This is a genomic window from Nonomuraea salmonea, from assembly GCF_042428605.1.
Taxonomy (GTDB): Bacteria; Actinomycetota; Actinomycetes; order Streptosporangiales; family Streptosporangiaceae; genus Nonomuraea; species Nonomuraea salmonea.
In genome coordinates this window covers 149,477-165,178 of record NZ_JBHMCF010000036.1, presented here as the reverse complement: position 1 = coordinate 165,178, position 15,702 = coordinate 149,477, and the positions used below count along the sequence as shown (strand labels likewise).

At 69.7% G+C, this 15,702-nt stretch carries 17 protein-coding genes; 14 read left to right on the top strand and 3 right to left on the bottom strand.

The window, feature by feature from the left end; translation table 11 throughout:
• Nucleotides 1–10: 10 nt before the first annotated feature.
• Together ACFFR3_RS30430 and dop are read left to right on the top strand one after the other, a co-directional pair.
• A complete protein-coding gene (locus ACFFR3_RS30430) occupies nt 11–1,135 on the top strand; it encodes an acyltransferase family protein (protein ID WP_364378305.1) in 1,125 nt (374 codons plus the stop codon).
• Nucleotides 1,136–1,221: 86 nt separating this feature from the next.
• Nucleotides 1,222–2,736 carry a depupylase/deamidase Dop gene (dop, locus tag ACFFR3_RS30425; protein WP_364378307.1) on the top strand — a complete coding sequence of 505 codons (1,515 nt, stop codon included), beginning with the start codon at nt 1,222–1,224 and terminating at the stop codon, nt 2,734–2,736.
• 42 nt (nt 2,737–2,778) lie between these two features.
• On the opposite strand, the gene ACFFR3_RS30420 is transcribed toward dop, so the two are convergent.
• Entirely contained in the window at nt 2,779–3,162 is a 384-nt protein-coding gene (locus tag ACFFR3_RS30420) for a hypothetical protein (protein ID WP_345385866.1), read from the bottom strand.
• 167 nt (nt 3,163–3,329) lie between these two features.
• Between ACFFR3_RS30420 and ACFFR3_RS30415 the strand changes: the two genes are divergently transcribed.
• Both ACFFR3_RS30415 and ACFFR3_RS30410 read left to right on the top strand, forming a co-directional pair.
• Entirely contained in the window at nt 3,330–3,539 is a 210-nt protein-coding gene (locus ACFFR3_RS30415; protein ID WP_345385864.1) for a ubiquitin-like protein Pup, read from the top strand.
• Nucleotides 3,540–3,571: 32 nt separating this feature from the next.
• A complete protein-coding gene (locus ACFFR3_RS30410; RefSeq protein WP_379484253.1) occupies nt 3,572–4,570 on the top strand; it encodes an endonuclease VII domain-containing protein in 999 nt (332 codons plus the stop codon).
• Nucleotides 4,571–4,579: 9 nt separating this feature from the next.
• Here ACFFR3_RS30410 and ACFFR3_RS30405 read toward each other — a convergent pair whose 3' ends face one another.
• Nucleotides 4,580–5,662 (bottom strand): DNA polymerase IV, encoded by a 1,083-nt coding sequence (locus ACFFR3_RS30405; protein ID WP_379484252.1) that lies wholly within the window; start codon nt 5,660–5,662, stop codon nt 4,580–4,582.
• 196 nt (nt 5,663–5,858) lie between these two features.
• Here ACFFR3_RS30405 and prcB point away from each other — a divergent pair, with 196 nt between their 5' ends.
• The 9 genes from prcB to ACFFR3_RS30360 all read left to right on the top strand — a co-directional run bounded on the left by prcB (nt 5,859) and on the right by ACFFR3_RS30360 (nt 13,661).
• Nucleotides 5,859–6,707 (top strand): proteasome subunit beta, encoded by an 849-nt coding sequence (gene prcB / locus ACFFR3_RS30400; protein WP_364378316.1) that lies wholly within the window; start codon nt 5,859–5,861, stop codon nt 6,705–6,707.
• A 22-nt stretch (nt 6,708–6,729) separates the two neighbouring features.
• A complete protein-coding gene (gene prcA, locus ACFFR3_RS30395; RefSeq protein WP_345385858.1) occupies nt 6,730–7,584 on the top strand; it encodes a proteasome subunit alpha in 855 nt (284 codons plus the stop codon).
• A 316-nt stretch (nt 7,585–7,900) separates the two neighbouring features.
• Nucleotides 7,901–8,425, top strand: a complete 525-nt coding sequence (locus ACFFR3_RS30390; protein WP_345385856.1) for a hypothetical protein — start codon at nt 7,901–7,903, stop codon at nt 8,423–8,425.
• Nucleotides 8,426–8,557: 132 nt separating this feature from the next.
• The gene (pafA, locus tag ACFFR3_RS30385; protein WP_355428161.1) at nt 8,558–9,916 is read left to right on the top strand and encodes a Pup--protein ligase; all 1,359 of its coding nucleotides are present in this window, start codon (nt 8,558–8,560) and stop codon (nt 9,914–9,916) included.
• Between the two features lie 140 nt (nt 9,917–10,056).
• Entirely contained in the window at nt 10,057–10,989 is a 933-nt protein-coding gene (locus tag ACFFR3_RS30380) for an FKBP-type peptidyl-prolyl cis-trans isomerase (protein ID WP_379484251.1), read from the top strand.
• Nucleotides 10,990–11,090: 101 nt separating this feature from the next.
• Nucleotides 11,091–12,047, top strand: a complete 957-nt coding sequence (locus tag ACFFR3_RS30375; RefSeq protein ID WP_345385850.1) for an FKBP-type peptidyl-prolyl cis-trans isomerase — start codon at nt 11,091–11,093, stop codon at nt 12,045–12,047.
• 15 nt (nt 12,048–12,062) lie between these two features.
• Complete coding sequence (locus ACFFR3_RS30370; RefSeq protein WP_379484250.1) at nt 12,063–12,416, top strand: hypothetical protein; 354 nt, start codon at nt 12,063–12,065, stop codon at nt 12,414–12,416.
• 9 nt (nt 12,417–12,425) lie between these two features.
• Complete coding sequence (locus ACFFR3_RS30365; protein WP_379484249.1) at nt 12,426–13,103, top strand: helix-turn-helix transcriptional regulator; 678 nt, start codon at nt 12,426–12,428, stop codon at nt 13,101–13,103.
• Between the two features lie 63 nt (nt 13,104–13,166).
• Nucleotides 13,167–13,661: a DUF3291 domain-containing protein gene (locus ACFFR3_RS30360; protein ID WP_379484248.1), complete on the top strand. Its 495-nt coding sequence runs from the start codon at nt 13,167–13,169 to the stop codon at nt 13,659–13,661.
• On the opposite strand, the gene ACFFR3_RS30355 is transcribed toward ACFFR3_RS30360, so the two are convergent.
• Nucleotides 13,592–14,674 (bottom strand): DUF3866 family protein, encoded by a 1,083-nt coding sequence (locus tag ACFFR3_RS30355; protein ID WP_379484247.1) that lies wholly within the window; start codon nt 14,672–14,674, stop codon nt 13,592–13,594. The genes ACFFR3_RS30360 and ACFFR3_RS30355 overlap by 70 nt on opposite strands.
• Before the next feature lie 38 nt (nt 14,675–14,712).
• Between ACFFR3_RS30355 and ACFFR3_RS30350 the strand changes: the two genes are divergently transcribed.
• Nucleotides 14,713–15,675 carry a helix-turn-helix transcriptional regulator gene (locus tag ACFFR3_RS30350; RefSeq protein WP_345385842.1) on the top strand — a complete coding sequence of 321 codons (963 nt, stop codon included), beginning with the start codon at nt 14,713–14,715 and terminating at the stop codon, nt 15,673–15,675.
• Nucleotides 15,676–15,702 lie beyond the last annotated feature (27 nt).

Sequence of the window (15,702 nt, the reverse complement as noted above, 5' to 3'; positions counted from 1 at the left end):
CAAAGATGGCGTGCACGCTCCGAACCGGCGCAGACACGCACGGGAGAACGGCCGGCTGGCCGAGCTCGACCTGCTGCGCTTCCTCGCCGCCCTGGCCGTCGTCGCCTTCCACTACCTGGTCGCCTACGCCAGCGTGTGGGGAGACCGGCCCGCCGAACTCTTCCCCGCATTAGCCCCCATCGCGGGCTTAGGCATCCTCGGCGTCGAGCTGTTCTTCATCATCAGCGGGTTCGTCATCCTCATGAGCGTCTGGGGACGCGGCCTCGGCGCCTTCGCACGATCGAGGCTCGTCCGGCTCTACCCCGCGTACTGGCTCAGCCTGGCCGCCATCGCCGCCCTCTACGGGCTCACCGCCGCCAAGCCGCTCGACCCAAAACTTTCCCCAGGCGAATACCTGGTGAACGCCACCATGTTCCAGCGGCTGTTCAAGCTCACAGATGCCAGCGGCGTCTACTGGTCGCTCTGGGCCGAGCTGCGCTTCTACCTCCTCATCGCCATCCTGGTGATCGTCGGCGTCACGTACCGGCGGGTGCTCGTCTTCGGCGGCGTCTGGCTGGCCGCCGTCGTCATCGCCGGGCAACTCGAGAACCCCGTGGTCGACGAGATCGTCATGCCGAAGTACGCCCCCTACTTCGTCGCCGGCATGGCCCTCTACCTCATCCACAAGCACGGCAACGCCTGGCTCCCGTGGCTCTACGTGCTCGCCGGCTACGGCCTGTCCTGGGAATCCGCGCTCGGCCGCGTGCACAGCAGGATCGACGCCGCCGGGTTCAAGAACATGCCGGTCACCGACGTCGGCGTCATCGTCACCATCACCCTCATCTTCGCCGCGACGGCCCTCGTCGCCCTCGGCCTCGTCCGGCTCAGACCATCCAGGCTGCTCACCGCGCTCGGCGGCACGACATACCCGCTTTACCTGTTCCATAGCGTCATCGCGGTGGCCCTCATCCCCTTGCTCGTCGGGGATCTTCCGCCCTGGGCGGTCGTCACGATCACGACACTGACCGCCGTCGTGGTGTCGTATCTCGTCTACTCCTTTGCCGAACGCCCCATCCAGCGGCTACTCAAGCCCCGCAGATCCCCGCAAACCACATCAGCTCCGGTCGTACAGGTTGAAAAGGCGTCGGTGCCATAACTCTGTGACCCTGGGGCACTGTGAAGGGCATAGGCTCGGGCATATAAACGGCGGATAGACAGACCCGGACGAACAGAGGGTGTTGCATGACGGTGCGTCGGGTGATGGGCATCGAGACCGAGTACGGCATCTCCGTACCCGGCCAGCCAGGCGCCAACGCGATGGTGACCTCCTCACAGGTCGTGAACGCCTACCTGGCCGCCTCGGCGGCCCGCGCGCGCAGGGCACGATGGGACTTCGAGGAGGAGAACCCGCTGCGCGACGCGCGCGGGTTCGACCTGGCCAGGGAGGTGGCGGATCCGACCCAGCTCACCGACGAGGACCTCGGGCTGGCCAACGTCATCCTCACCAACGGCGCCAGGCTCTACGTCGACCACGCCCATCCCGAGTACAGCTCGCCCGAGTGCACCAACCCCCGGGCAGCCGTCATCTGGGACAAGGCCGGCGAAAGGGTGATGTACGACGCCGCCACCCGCGCGTCCGCCATCCCCTCCAACGCCCCCATCCAGCTCTACAAGAACAACACCGACGCCAAAGGCGCCTCCTACGGCTGCCACGAGAACTACCTCATGCGGCGCGCCACCCCCTTCGCCGACATCGTCCGCCACCTCACCCCCTTCTTCGTCTCCCGCCAGGTCGTCACCGGCGCCGGCAAGGTCGGCATCGGCCAGGACAGCCGCGGCGAAGGCTTCCAGATCAGCCAGCGCGCCGACTTCTTCGAAGTCGAAGTAGGGCTCGAGACCACCCTCAAACGCCCCATCATCAACACCCGCGACGAACCCCACGCCGACCCCGAGAAATACCGGCGCCTCCACGTCATCATCGGCGACGCCAACATGTCCGAGATCAGCACCTATCTGAAACTCGGCTCCACCGCGCTCGTCCTCGCCATGATCGAAGAGGGCTTCCTCACCCGCGACCTCGCCGTCGAAAACCCCGTCCAAGCCCTGCGCGCCGTCTCCCACGACCCCAGCTGCCGCTACGAGATCCCCCTGCGCGACGGACGCAAGCTCACCGCCGTCCAGCTCCAGATGGAATACCTCGAGCAGGCCCGCAAATACGTCGAAGAGCGCGGCACCGCCCAAGACGAGATGAACAAGGACATCCTCGACCGCTGGGAATCCGTCCTCACCCGCCTCGCCGAAGACCCCATGCAACTCGCCCGCGAACTCGACTGGGTCGCCAAACTCGAACTCCTCGAGGGCTACCGCAGCCGCGACGGCCTCGCCTGGTCACACTCCAGACTCCAGCTCGTCGACCTCCAATACAGCGACATCCGCCCCGACCGCGGCCTCTACAACCGCCTCGTCGCCCGCGGACGCATGCAACGCCTCGTCACAGAGGAAGAAGTCCAGCGCGCCGTCGAACACCCGCCCACCGACACCCGCGCCTACTTCCGCGGCCGCTGCCTCAGCCAATACAGCGAATCCGTCGCCGCCGCCTCCTGGGACTCCGTCATCTTCGACATCCCCGGCCGCGAATCCCTCCAGCGCGTCCCCACCCTCGAGCCGCTCCGCGGCACCAAAGCCCACGTCGGCGAACTCTTCGACCGCTGCCGCACCGCCGCCGACCTCGTCGCCGCACTCACCGGCGGCGAATGACACCAGGCCCCCTGGCGGACACCCGCCAGGGGCGGCCCGCACTCACAGCAGGCCCACCCCCAGCGTCAGCGTGCCCGCCGCCAGCGACACCCCACCAGCCACCGCCAGCCAGATCAACCGGCTCGGCCTCGTGTCCCGCGGGCGCAGCACCGACAGGAAGAAACCCAGCGGCATCAGGATCGGCGCCGCCGCGATCAGCACCCGCGCCGCCATCCGCGCCGGCTCCGGCAGCCCTGTCTGGTCCACGTACAGCATCGCCACCAGCGCGAACAGCACCAGCACGCCCGCATGCGCGTGCCCGGCCCGCCACAGGCCGCGGCGCACCGGGTTGTCCAGGTAGCCGGGGACGTTCCGCATGAGGAACGTCAGCAGCGTCGTGCCGCCGTAGGCGACGAGCGGGACTGTGATGAGGAGCACACCGGCCATGGTCAACGACATTTCGGACATCTCACACCTCCTGTGGATACGGGGGTTCAGTATTGGATAGTTTCGCTATCCAGTCAAGCCGGCAAGATCGCGGGGCGATCGGCGCGAAATGTCGCCCGGTTCGGGGAAGATATGCCTAGGAGGCAGTCCCCCAACGGAGGTAGGACATGGCAACCAAGGACACCGGTGGTCAGAAGCAGACCGGGCGGCGCGAGAACGAGGTCGAGGAGACCGAGGCCTCGGCGGCGCCCGACGTCCAGGAGCGTCAGGAGAAGCTCACGGACGACGTCGACTCCATTCTGGACGAAATCGACGAAGTTCTCGAAGAGAACGCAGAGGAATTCGTGCGCAGCTACGTCCAGAAGGGCGGAGAGTAGGACAAAACGGACAGGCATAAGGGGTAAATCGGGTGGAAACGCCGGACGGATTCAAGTGGTGCTCCGACTGTCAGGAAGTCAAGGAACTTGCCGAGTTCGGGGCCAACAAGCGCATGCCCGATGGGCGGGCGCGCTACTGCAAGGTCTGTTTCCGGCGGCGTTCCACCGCGAGTTATCGCAAACGCAAGGCAGGGCAGGGAAAAGCCGTGCGCGAGCGGGTGCAGGTGCCCGAAGGGTGCAAATACTGCCCTCGGTGCACGGAGGTGAAAAGCACAAGTGAGTTCGGCAGTAACCGGGCGATGAAGGATGGCATGACTGCTTACTGCCGCCCGTGTCACACCGTCGTGGCGCGGGAGAACAAAATCAAGAAATACGGGAGCGAGCGGAACTATCTGCTCCAGTACCGCTATGGGATCACCGAGGACGACTTCGAGCGCATGCTCGCCCGTCAGGGCGGGCTCTGCGCCATCTGCCAGGCCGTTCCCGGGACGTTCGTCGATCACTGTCACGCGACCGGCCGGGTGCGTGGCGTGCTCTGTTTCAACTGCAACAACGGGCTGGGGCATTTCACCGACAACCTGGTGTTGCTGGAGCTGGCCGCGCTCTATTTGGAAGGGGAGGTGCTCTGGCCGGAGTTCGTGGTCCTTCCTGAGGGGCGTGGTGATTCTCCGGTGGCGCCGTCGCGGACGTATCACTTGTCGCGGCGTTATCGCGTGCGGCATGAGGACGTCGAGCGGATGATCTCGGCTCAGCACGGGTTGTGCGTGGTGTGCTGGGATCGGCCGCCGGAGCATGTGGATCATTGTCATCGGTCGGGTGCGGTGCGGCAGGTGTTGTGTCTGCCGTGCAATACCGGGATCGGGCAGTTCCGTGATGATCCGGGGGTGGTGCGGCGGGCGCTTTCTTATGTGGAGGCGACGGTCGAGGATTTCGGTGAGGTGGTGGTGTCGGATGAGGAGCTGGAGGAGTTGGTGCGGGCCGAGGAGGAGTTGCGGTCGGAGTTCTATGCGCGGGTGACGCGGGTGGGGTGAGGGGTGGTGTCAGGGGCCGGGAGTGGGGCCCGGCTCTGGTCCCTCTGAGGTGGTGGGTGCGTATTCCACGGCGACGCCTATGAGGCGTACGGGGCGGGTGAGGTCGTGGCGGGCGAGGGTCGTGTGGGCGGCTTCGGTGATGGTGGCGGGGTCGGTGGTGGGGGTTGTGAGGGTGGTCTGGCGGGTTCTGGTCTGGAACGGGGTCGTGCGGATCTTGACGGTGACGCGGGTGATCTCGCGGCCGGCTTCTCGTGCGTCGTGGGCGACCTGGGTGGCGAGGGTGGTGAGGTGGGCGGTGACGGTGCCGGGGTCGGTGAGGTCGTGGGTGAAGGTGGTCTCGCGGCTGTGGCCGCGGGCGATCCATGGGGTGGTGACGACTTCGGCTTCGCCTTTGCCGAGTGCGAGGTAGCGGTACCAGGGGCCGTTGGTGGGGCCGAAGTGGCGGGCGAGGTCGCGGGGGTCGGCGGCGGCGAGCTGGGCGACGGTGCGCAGGTTGTGGGCGGCGAGTTTTCTGGCGGTTTTGGCGCCGATGCCCCAGAGGGCGTCGGTGGGGCGGTCGTTCATGACGTCGGCCCAGTTGTCGCTGGTGAGGCGGTATATGCCGGCGGGTTTGGCGAAGGCGGAGGCGAGTTTGGCCTGGTGCTTGTTGTCGCCGATGCCGATGGAGCAGTCGAGGTGGGTGCGGCGGCGGACGTCGTGCTGGAGGGTGGCGGCGAGGGCCTCGGGGTCGTTCGTGGTGGCGCCGATGAAGGCTTCGTCCCAGCCCCAGACTTCGACGCGGACGGGGTGTTCGCGCAGGACGGCCATGACGTGTTGGGAGGCGGCCTCGTAGGCGGGTGGGTCGGTGGGCAGGAAGACGGCGTCGGGGCAGCGCCGGAGTGCGGTGCGCAGGGGCATGCCGGAGTGGATGCCGTGTTCGCGGGCTTCGTAGGTGGCGGTGGCTGCGACGGTGCGCGGCTGGGTGGGGTCGCCGGTGCCGCCGACGACGACGGGTCTGCCGCGGAGTTCGGGGTGGCGCAGGAGTTCGACCGCGGCGATGAACTGGTCGAGGTCGAGGTGCAGGATCCAGTCTCTCTGGGGCGTGGTGCCCATGTCGCCAGTATGGCGTCAGTGCGGCGGCGGGCCGGGGGAGCGGTTGCGGAGGGCGGTTACCGACCTTTCGGGCGTACGGAATCTTTCGGGCGGCAGGGCGATCCTGGTTCGCCGTGAGCTGATCGTGGGAAGTGCAGACAGCAACCCAACATGAGTAGGGTCGCCCTAGGAACACTGAACGTTTGGAGGGAGTCGCGTGGCATCGCACAGGGATCTGCCCGTCGGCTTGGTGAATCAGCTTTTCCAGAACACCGGGAGTTCCTCGTTCACGGAGTTCGTCAGCTCGTACGCGCCCGAGTTGCTGCCACGGCGCGACGAGATGCTGGCCACCCCGATCGGCGACCAGGTTCCGCACGCGACCACGATCGTGGCCGCCACCTTCGCCGGTGGCGTGGTCATGGCGGGCGACCGGCGGGCCACGTCCGGCAACATCATCTCGCAGCGTGACGTGCAGAAGGTGTTCCGCGCCGATGACTATTCGTGCATGGGCATCGCGGGCACGGCCAGCACGGGTCTTGAGTTCGCCCGCCTCTACCGCGTGGAGCTGGAGCACTACGAGAAGCTCGAGGGCCGCACGATGTCGGTCCAGGGCAAGGCCAACAGGCTCGCCACGATGATCAGGGGCAACCTGGCGATGGCGATGCAGGGGCTGGTGGTGGTGCCGCTGTTCGCCGCCTACGACCCCGACAAGGACGAGGGCCGCATCTTCAGCTACGACGTGGCGGGCGGGCCTTACGAGCGGGAGCGGTTCGACGCGATCGGCTCCGGCTCGATCTTCGCGCGCGGGTCGCTGAAGAAGCTCTATCGCGACGGCTCGACGGCCGACGACATGGTGATGACGCTGATCCAGGCGCTCTACGACGCCGCCGACGACGACTCGGCGACCGGTGGGCCCGACGTGACGAGGAAGATCTGGCCGGTCGTGGCCGTGATCGACGCCGACGGCTTCCGCCGTCTGTCGGACGACGAGGTGAGCGCTTACGTCCAGCAGATGCTCGACGCCCGCCTGATCTCGCCCGACGGTCCCATCGCCCCGCTGCGCTAAGCAAAGGATCACCACTGTGTCCATGCCATTCGGATATGCGTCCCCCGAGCAGATCATGCGGGACAAGGCCGACTACGCGCGCAAGGGCATCGCGCGGGGCCGTTCCGTGGTCGTGCTCCAATATGTCGACGGCATTTTGTTCGTGGCGCCCAACCCGTCGAGGGCGCTGCACAAGATCAGCGAGATCTACGACCGCATCGGGTTCGCGGCCGTGGGGCGCTACAACGAGTTCGAGGAGCTGCGGCTCGGCGGCATCCGTTACGCCGACATCAACGGTTACACCTATGACCGTTCCGACGTGACCGGGCGCGGCCTGGCCAACCTCTACGCCTCCAACCTGGGCCGCATCTTCACCGAGTCGATCAAGTCGCTCGAGGTCGAGGTCGTGGTGGCCGAGGTGGGCGAGACGAAGGACGGCGACGCGATCTATCGCCTGACCTTCGACGGCTCGGTGTTCGACGAGCACGGTTTCGCGGCGATGGGCGGGCAGGCCGAGGCGGTGGCGTCCCGGCTGAAGGAGCGTTACCGCGAGTCGATGACGCTGGCCGACGCGCTGGAGGTGGCGCTGACCGCGCTGACCGAGCCGGGCGGTGAGCGGCCGCCGGTGGGTCAGCTCGAGGTGGCGGTGCTCGACCGTAACCGTGAGCACCGCAAGTTCCTGCGGCTGACCGGGGCGCGGCTGGAGCGGCTGCTCGCGCAGACCTCGACCCCGCCGGCCGATGCGGCGGAGCCCTCGGGCGGGTCCTCAGGTGAGTCTTCGGGTGAGCCTTCGGGTGAGTCCGCCGGGCCGAGCGCGCCGTCGTCCGGCGACAAGCCGTCCACGCCGCCGCCCACGGGTCCCGAGGGTCCGGTGGACGACGGTTCGTCGCCGCTGTAGTTCCTGACGCCTTCTGGTGGGGTCGCCGATCCGGCGGCCCCACTGTCGTGTGCACCGACGGTGAGGCTCCCGCCGGCGGGCCCGGCTGCGGCACCATCGTCGAGCACCCTCACGTGTCCGGCTGCCCCGGCGCTTCAGGTGGCCCCCGGGCGGGCCGTGAGGGGCCCGCTGCGGGGTTTGGGCACGGGTGGGGCATCTGGGGTTGCCGGGCGGGGTGGGAGGGCTCCCAGGCGCGGACGTGAGGGCCCGGGGGAGTGTGACCTGTTTCACTGTGATACGTCCGAACTTGCCGGGCCGCTCGTGGATCTTAAGAGCCGTGACAACTCCACTACGTGGCCTGCTGGTGGCCGGAGCCGCCGCGGCCGTGCTGCTGGCCTCCGGTGCGCCGGCACAGGCGGCACCCGCGATTCCGAAGTTCAAGGCGCCGAACACCTTCGGCACCTCGTTCCAGCCCGACCCGAAGCACGACTTCACCAAGGGCATCCACTCCCGCCGCAACGGGATCCTGCGCGGCCAGATCGTCGCGGTGCGGGGCGGCGTGGCCGAGTACGTGCCGGTCAAGTGGAAGAAGAGCAAGCACACCGAGGGCTACTTCGTGGGCCCGCCCGAGGGCGACGCGATGGCGTACGCCTCGCGCGTCGCCAAGGACGTCGTCTACCTGTCGGCGCTGGGCTGCAAGGCCTCCCAGGCGGAGCTGACGGTCAGCCGTAACAGCAGCCTGGGCGTCAAGCGGTGCTCCAGGGCGACGCTGATCAAGCGGCACGGGAAGACGCCGCGGCCTTCGCTCATCACCGTCTACAAGGGGCAGATCGTCAAGGTTCAGGAGATCTTCACCCCCTGACGTACGTCGTGGACGACCCGCGCCCCGTGGGGGCGGGCGCGGGGGACGAAAAACGCGTCTCGCGGGACCCGGACCGGAAAACACGTGCGAAGATCTCTCCCGCTCGCCGATCCGTGGGCATAGTGTGAGGTGATGGATCGTCGCATCTTCGGGCTGGAGAACGAGTACGGCGTGACCTGCACGTTCAGGGGCCAGCGCAGGCTGTCCCCCGACGAGGTCGCGCGCTACCTGTTCCGGCGGGTCGTGTCCTGGGGCCGATCGAGCAACGTCTTCCTCCGCAACGGCGCACGTCTCTATCTCGACGTGGGCAGCCATCCTGAGTACGCAACACCCGAGTGTGACAACGTCATCGAGCTCGTCACCCATGACAAGGCCGGGGAGCGCATCCTCGAGGGCCTGCTGGTGGATGCCGAGAAGCGGCTGCGCGAAGAGGGCATCGCCGGTGACATCTATCTGTTCAAGAACAACACCGACTCGGCCGGCAACTCCTACGGCTGCCACGAGAACTACCTGGTGGGCCGGCACGGCGAGTTCGGCCGGCTGGCCGACGTGCTGATCCCGTTCCTGGTGACGCGGCAGATCGTGTGCGGCGCGGGCAAGGTGCTGCAGACGCCGCGCGGCGCCGTCTACTGCGTCTCCCAGCGGGCCGAGCACATATGGGAGGGCGTCTCCAGCGCGACGACGCGGTCCCGTCCGATCATCAACACGCGGGACGAGCCGCACGCCGACGCCGAGCGGTTCCGCCGCCTGCACGTCATCGTGGGCGACTCCAACATGAGCGAGACGACCATGCTGCTGAAGGTCGGCGCGACCGACCTGGTGCTGCGCATGATCGAGTCGGGCACGGTGATGCGCGACCTGTCGCTGGAGAACCCGATCAGGGCGATCCGCGAGGTCTCTCACGACATGACGGGCCGGCGGCGGGTGCGGCTGGCCAACGGGCGTGAGGCGTCGAGCCTGGAGATCCAGCAGGAATACCTGTCGAAGGCGAAGGACTTCGTCGACCGCCGCGGCGGCGACGCGATCGCCCACCGGGTGCTGGAGCTGTGGGAGCGCACGCTGACCGCGGTCGACACGGGCAATCTCGACCTGGTGTCGCGGGAGATCGACTGGGTGACGAAATACCAGCTGATCGAGCGTTACCGCCGCAAGTACGACCTGCCGCTGTCGTCGCCGCGGGTGGCCCAGCTCGACCTGGCCTATCACGACGTGCACCGTAAGCGCGGCCTGTTCTACCTGCTGCAGAAGCGCGGCTCGGTGGAGCGGGTGGCGTCCGATCTGAAGATCTTCGAGGCGAAGTCGGTGCCGCCGCAGACGACCAGGGCGCGGCTGCGGGGCGAGTTCATCCGCAAGGCGCAGGAGAAGCGGCGCGACTTCACCGTCGACTGGGTGCATCTCAAGCTCAACGACCAGGCGCAGCGCACGGTGCTGTGCAAGGACCCGTTCAGGAGTGTGGACGAGCGGGTCGACAAGCTGATCGCCGGCATGTGACCGGCTGGCGCCCCGCCCCGGAGACGCGCCCCGGAAACGCGGCGCGGTTCCGGGGCAGGGCCTGGGGTGCCGTTTACCTCGGCCCTACTCCGATGTCGGGTAGTGTGACGCGAATCTGACGTCTCTTCCGAGGGAAATCCATGCGCCGCGCTCTGGCCGTACTGGCCGCCGTGCCATTGATCTTGTTCGCCGCCGCGTGCGGCTCCGACGACGGTTCCGGCACGACCGCCTCCACCGGCGGGTCGTCCGGCGTCAAGGTCGCCGGGAACGTGGGGGCGAAGCCCACGGTGACGTTCCCGTCCGGCACGCCCGCGACCACGTCGTCGTACGAGGTGATCCAGCCCGGCGACGGCACGGGCGTCAAGGCGGGCGACCGCGTGATCGTGAACCTGACCGTCTTCAACTGGGACGGCAAGGACAACAAGGTCCAGGGCTCGTCCTACGACACGAAGGCGCCGGAGACGATCGCCGTCAACGAGCAGCTGCCGCAGGTGCTGCAGGAGGGCTTCACCAAGGTCAAGGGCGGCGGCCGGCTGCTGGCCGTGCTGGCCAACGACGCGGTGCAGGGGCAGCAGCAGGCGGCTCCCGCGGAGCCGACGAAGGTGTTCGTGTTCGACGTGGTCGGCACCCGGCCGGCGCCGCTGAAGGCGGCCACCGGCACGGAGACGAAGGAGTCGATCAAGGGCGTCGAGGTGGTCAACCCCGGTGGCGAGAAGGCGCCGACGCTGACCACGAAGACCAAGGAGAAGGCGCCGAAGGACCTCGTCGTCAAGACGCTGATCACCGGCACCGGCGAGAAGGTGACCGCGAACCAGACGCTGTCGGTGCACTACACGGGCAAGATCTGGGGCAGCGACAAGCAGTTCGACTCCAGCTGGGAGCGGGGCGAGCCGGCCGAGTTCCCGCTCGGCCAGGTGATCCAGGGGTGGCAGAAGGGCCTGGTGGACGTGCCGGTCGGCAGCCGGGTCGTGATGAGCGTCCCGCCGGAGATGGGCTACGGCAGCCAGGAGCAGCAGGGCATCCCGGCCAACAGCACGCTGGTGTTCGTGGTGGACGTCCTGGGCGCCTACTGATGCGTCTTTAGCGAACCGCCGGTCCGCCGACCGGCGGCCCGGTAGCATCGCGAGGCCCGGTGGCATGGCGCCACCGGGCCGTTTCGCGTGTGGGAGGGCCGATGCGCCGTGCCGCCACCCGGGAGCCGTCGCCGCGGGCCGGGGCTCACGACGGGGCCGTACGGGCCGTGCCGCGGGCTGTGGCGGCCGTGGCGGTCGTGTTGCCGCTGGCCGTCGGGTGCACGGGCGGGGCCGCTGAGGAGCTGAAGGTGGGCGGCGCGTTCGGGGCGCGGCCGACGATCGTCTTCCCCGCCGCGAAGCCCGGGGCGGGCCTGCGGGTGGACGAGCCGACGAAGGGCGGCGGCGAGCCGCTGACGGCCGGTGACGTGGCGATCGTGCAGTACACCGCGCACGTGTGGGACGGCGCCGCCAACCGCCTGGTCGACTCCAGCTTCACGCGGGGCACGCCGGCCGCGTTCCCGGTGGGCGAGCTGCTGCCGGGGCTGGAGCGGGCGCTGCGGGGCCGCAGGGTGGGCAGCAGGGTGACCGCGGCGATCCCGCCCGAGTACGCCTTCGGCGCGGCGCCGCCGCGCGGCGTGCGGGCGGGGGAGGAGCTGTTCTACGTCGTGGACATCCTCGGCGCCCACCACAAGGACGCCACGGTGCGGGCGGGGGCGGGCACGCTGGCGGGCGTGCGGATCGGCGGCGGCCCCGGGCCGTCCCTGACGGTGCCGCGCGGCGCGCCGCCGCAGGAGTTCACGGCCGGGGTGCTGAGCAGGGGAGACGGCCCTCCGGCGCGGGCGGGGCAGCTCGTGGTCACCCAGTACGCGGGCGCCGTCTGGCGGGGCGGCCGGGTCTTCGACGCGACCTGGGCGGGCGGCGGGCCGAAGGCGTTCAAGCTGGGCGACGGCGGCGTGATCAAGGGCTGGGACAAGGCGCTGACGGGCGTGCCGGCGGGCAGCAGGGTCGCGATGGTGGTGCCGCCCGCGTACGGCTACGGCCCGGCCGGCCGCCCCGAGTGGGGCATCGAGGGCTCCGACACGCTGGTCTTCGTCGTGGATCTGCTCGCCGCCTACTGAGGCAGGATGTTCGGCATGATCCGTTCACTGGTCGTCATCGTGTCCGCGTTAACCGTTCTGCTGGGCCTCGCGCCGGCGGCGGGCGCCACCGCGAACCCGCCGTTCTGCAAGGGCGTCAAGCCCTGCGTGTTCGGCGGCGACGCCGGCGTGAGCTGGGTGAACGCCTCCGCCTCGGCCAAGGCCCAGGCGCGCAAGGTGGCCGCCGAACTGCTGCGCAACGCCAAGGCCGTGCACAGGAGTCACGGCGCTCCCGGCTGGATCGACATCCGCGTGCTCAAGAAGGGCGCCTGCTGGAAGCGGTACGGCGGGGGCGCGTACAAGGTCGGCCGCTCCTGCGTGCTGAAGCGGGTGGAGCGGCGGCTTTCGTAGACTCCGCGTGTGAGTAGCGAGCCCGTGGGCGGCGATCTCGACGCGCTGGCCCTGTTGCACGACCCCGTCCGCCGCAACCTGTACGACGTGGTCGCCTCCAGCGGCGGCGACGTGGGGCGCGGTGAGGCGGCCGAGGCGGCGGGGGTGTCCAGGACGCTGGCCGGTCACCACCTCGACAAGCTGGTGGAGGCGGGGCTGCTGGAGAGCGGGTTCCGCCGGCCGGACAAGCGCGGCCCGGGCAGCGGCCGGCCGGCGAAGGTCTACCGCAGGGCGCGGGGCGAGCGGTCAGTGAGCCTGCCGCCGCGCGACTACGCGGCGCTGGCCTCGGTGCTGGCGGACGTGGTGGACCGGCTGGGCGCCGAGGAGCAGACCGAGGCGGTGGCCAGGCAGGCGGGCGCGCGGCTGGGGGCCGGACGCAGGGGCGAGCCGGTGGAGCGGGTGCTGCGCGAGCGGGGTTACGAGCCGTACGCGGAGGGCGGGCGGCTGCGGCTGCGCAACTGCCCGTTCCACGTGCTGGCGCGGGAGCAGCCGCTGCTGGTGTGCTCGATGAACCTGGCGCTGTGCCAGGGGCTGCTGGAGGGGCTGGGCGACGATCCCGGCAGGGCGGTGCTGGACCCGCGCCCGGACGAGTGCTGCGTGTCGCTCGACGTTCTCGAACCCGAAGGACCGGATGAAGACCTCCCGTGATCCCCGCACTTCTAAAACAAACGCATATTGACATAGAAGCGCCTGCGATGGTGAGCTGAGCCCATGCATCTCGCCCAGCTCAACATCGCTCATCTGCGCGCGCCCATCGACAGCGCCGAGCTCGCCGAGTTCGTCGCCCTGCTCGAACCGATCAACGCCCTCGCCGACGCGGCCCCCGGCTTCGTCTGGCGGCTCAAGGAGAGTGAGACCGACCCCACCGCCACCGTCGTGCACGACTACGGCGACATGCTGCTGATCAACTTCTCGGTGTGGGAGTCGACGGAGTCGCTGTGGGACTACGTCTACCGCAGCCCGCATCTGGGCGTGCTGCGCCGGCGCAGGGAGTGGTTCCTGCGCGCGGTGGAGCCGTACATGGTGATGTGGTGGGTGCCCGACGGGGAGATCCCGTCGCTCGCGGAGGGCATGGAACGGCTGGAGCGCCTCAGGACCGGCGGGCCCGGCCCCGAGGCGTTCACGTTCAAGGACGCCTACACGCCGGAGGGCCGCCCCAGCAGCGAGGCCGCCAGCCTGCCGGCCGCCGCCGAGGCCAGGAAGTAGGGCAGATCCTCATCGAGGCTCCTGCCCATCGTCGACAGCCGCACCGGCGACTCGCGCAGCGCCTCGTACAGGCCGTCCACCTCCACCGGGACCAGCCGGTGCCGTACGGCGAGCAGCTCCGCCTGGTCCCTGACCCGCTCCCCGAACTCGCCCGGCAGCATCGGCACCGGCACGTCGGCGGCCGACAGCGCCACCCTGCCGTAGGCGGTCAGCGAGTGGTGGGAGACGCCGTAGTGGCGCTCGCGCAGGTCGCCCTCGCTGACCCGCAGCGCCGCCACCGGCCGCCCGAGCAGCACGCCCGCCGCGTTGACCGCCTCGCCCGCCGACACCCCCGAAAAGCCCCACCGGGTGCCGGTGCCGAGGTTGCCGGGGCCCTGCGCGACGATCGCCACGTCGGCCTCCAGCACGTGGCGGGCCGCCAGCAGCCCGGTGTGCACGGTGACCGCCTCGACGTCGCCGCCGAACGCCTGCCCCACCGTCACGACCCCGGACAGCCAGCCGATCTCGCGCAGCCGGGCGGCCGCCATCGAGAACCACGCCGGCAGTGCCCCGCCGTCCTGCATCACGTACGCCACCCGGACCTCCTGCCGGGCCTCGTACAGACCGCACAGGATGGGGGCCAGCGCCGAGTGCAGGTCGGCCACCACCACGGGCATGCCGTCGAGGGAGTCCGCCTCGCGCAACAGGTCGTGATGCGGCGAATCCTGCTCGTCCGCGCCCAGCACCGTGGCCTGCAGCGGCGTGTACCTGGCCTTCACCAGGTGCCCGGGGCCGGAGGGATCTTCCGGCAAACGGTTCGGGACGGCCACCACCATGGCGTAACCTCCCGTACCGAGACCCATCGCGAGTGCGGTCGTGTTGAGCAGCACCTCGTCACCGGGTTCCGGGCGGCCCACCAACGGGGGGTAGGCCAGCGCCCGGCACTCACCTTCGGGCACGGTGACGTCCAGCTCCACCGCTCCCGGCCACTCGCGTCGGATCCGTAGGACCTCGCCCTTGCGCCATCTGATCACGGGGGCAGGGTAGCGTCGATGAAGGAGGAGTGAGGCAGATGTCGCGCCGGAAGACAGAGCGGTTGCTCAATCTCGTGATCTGCCTGCTCGCCACCCGGCGCCCGCTGTCGGCCGAACAGATCCGCCAGGCCGTCCCCGGTTACGACCGCGACGGCGACGAGGCGTTCCAGCGCATGTTCGAGCGTGACAAGAACGAGCTGCGCGAGATCGGCATCCCCATCGACGTGGTGCGCGACCCGTGGGAGGACGAGCCGGGCTACCGCATCGAGCGGGAGTCGTACGAGCTGCCGGAGATCACACTGGAGCCCGACGAGGCGGCCGTGCTGGGCCTGGCGGCGCAGGTGTGGCAGCGTGCCAGCCTGGCCGAGGCCGCCTCGGGCGCGCTGCTGAAGCTGCGGGCCGGCGGCGTCGCCACCGACCAGCCGGTCGGCGGCTCGATGGGCGGCAGCGCGCTGGAGCTGCGCGTCGACACCCGCGACCCGGCCTTCCCCGCGCTGTGGAACGCCGTGCGCGACCGGCGCGTGGTCCGCTTCGACTACCGGGCGTCGGGCAGCGAGACCGTGCGCGGCCGCACCGTCGAGCCGTGGGGCGTGGTCAGCAGGCGCGGCCGCTGGTACCTCGCGGGGTTCGACCGCGACAGGGACGCGCCGCGCGCCTTCCGGCTCAGCAGGATCACCGGGCAGGTCACCGCCGTCGGCCGGCCCGGCGTGGTCGAGGTGCCCGCCGACGTCGATCTGCGGGCCATGGTGGCCTTCCCCGACGAGCCGAGCCACGAGCGGGTGGCCGTCGTGCGGGTCAGGCAGGGGACGTGCGAGGGGCTGCGGCGGCTGGCCAGGTCCGTACGCGCGGGCGGCGACGGCTGGGACGAGGCCGAGCTGGTCTTCTCCGACGCAGAGCGGCTGGCCGGGTGGATGGCCAGCCTGGGCTCCGACGTCGAGGTCGTCGGGCCGCCCGACGCGCGCGAGGCCGTCATCTGCCGCCTGAAGGGAGCGCTGGCGTGAGCGGGCGTCTGAACGAGGGGGAACGGG